The organism is Pseudomonas sp. 91RF (assembly GCF_003576265.1).
GTDB lineage: Bacteria > Pseudomonadota > Gammaproteobacteria > Pseudomonadales > Pseudomonadaceae > Aquipseudomonas > Aquipseudomonas kribbensis.
Map to the genome: position 1 here is coordinate 1 of NZ_QWFC01000003.1, position 1,605 is coordinate 1,605.

At 60.6% G+C, this 1,605-nt stretch carries 2 protein-coding genes; both read left to right on the forward strand.

Annotation, left to right across the window (positions count from 1 at the left end; genetic code table 11):
* Window positions 1-62: 62 nt before the first annotated feature.
* Window positions 63-578 carry an Hcp family type VI secretion system effector gene (locus tag DXT77_RS00015; protein ID WP_007949952.1) on the forward strand — a complete coding sequence of 172 codons (516 nt, stop codon included), beginning with the start codon at window positions 63-65 and terminating at the stop codon, window positions 576-578.
* A 128-nt stretch (window positions 579-706) separates the two neighbouring features.
* A partial coding sequence (gene tssI / locus DXT77_RS00020; RefSeq protein ID WP_119426116.1) for a type VI secretion system tip protein TssI/VgrG occupies window positions 707-1,605 on the forward strand: 899 nt, incomplete at its 3' end.

Sequence of the window (1,605 nt, forward strand, 5' to 3'; positions counted from 1 at the left end):
GGCACCCACCGGGCGATTTCGCCTCCCGGGCACCCTAACTTTATCCGCAAGGAGCACCTCCCATGGCAACACCAGCGTACATGTCGGTTACCGGCGAAAAACAAGGCCTGATCACTGCCGGCGCCTTCACTGCCGACTCCGTTGGCAACACCTACCAGGAAGGCCACGAAGACCAGGTCATGGTTCAGGCTTTCACCCACGACGTGATCATCCCGCGTGACCCGCAATCCGGTCAGCCAACCGGTCAGCGCGTGCACAAGCCAGTTGTGATCACCAAGGTCTACGACAAGGCTTCGCCTCTGCTGCAAGCCGCTCTGACCTCCGGCGAGCGCATGAGCGAAATCGTTATCCAGTGGTACCGCACTTCGGCTCAAGGTACCCAAGAGCACTACTACACCACCAAACTGGAAGACGCGATCATCGTCGCCATCAACAACAAAATGCACAACTGCCAGGATCCAGGCAACGCGCACTTCACCCACCTGGAAGAAGTGCAGTTCACCTACCGCAAAATCACCTGGACCCACGAAGTATCCGGTACTTCGGGTTCCGATGACTGGCGTGCTCCAGTCGTTTAATTACGGCTGATCGTTTCAAGCATCGGCCAGCTCTGCTGGTCGATGTTGTTTACGCCCCTCCAGAATTTCGCGCGCGTTGACCGGTCTTGCGGTCGACGGGCGCCGCTGTACAGCACGAGGAACAAGGGATGTTCGCGCCGGCCAATGAAACCCACTTTGCCCTGACCATCGAAGGGCTTTCCGCCGATTTCCAGGTGTTTACCCTCACCGGCCGGGAAGCCATCAGCCAGCCGTTTGCCTTCGAGGTGGAGCTGGTCAGTGAGCAGCCGTCGCTGGACCTCGAAACCCTGCTGCACAAACCGGCCTTTTTGCAGCTGTCGCCCGACGGCAGCGGCATCCACGGCCTGATCGACCGCGCCGCGCAAGGCGATTCCGGCAAGCGCCTGACGCGCTACTCCGTGACCCTGCGCCCGCAACTTTCGTACCTCGCGCACCGGATCAACCAGCGGATCTTCCAGAACCTCAGCGTGCCGAAAATCATCGGCAAGGTCCTCGAAGAACACGGCATCCAGGGCAACGCCTATGAATTCCAGACCGGATCGATCTACCCCGAGCGTATCTACTGCGTGCAGTACGACGAATCGGACCTGCATTTCATCCAGCGCCTGTGCGAAGAGGAAGGCATTCATTACCACTTCCAGCACAGCGCCACGGCGCACAAACTGGTGTTCGGCGATGACCAGACGGTGTTCCACAAACTGGCACCGGTGGCCTATCAGCAGGACTCCGGCATGGTCGCCAGCGACCCGGTGATCAAGCGCTTCGACCTGCGCCTGGAAACCCGCACCAGCCGCACCACCCGCCGCGACTACGACTTCGAAAAACCGCGGATAACCCTCGAAAGCGAAAACCGTGGCGACGCCCTGCCCGACCTCGAGGACTACGATTACCCGGGCCGTTTCGTCGACCGCGAGCGTGGCAAGCACCTGGCCAAACGCGCCCTCGAACGCCATCGCAGCGACTTCCAGCTCGCCGAAGGCAAGAGCGACCAGCCATTGCTGGTCAGCGGCCATTTCCTCGCGCTGAA

Excerpts from the sequence above, each read along its gene's own strand:
- DXT77_RS00015 (WP_007949952.1), top strand. The coding sequence starts at position 63 with ATGGCAACACCAGCGTACATGTCGGTTACCGGCGAAAAACAAGGCCTG.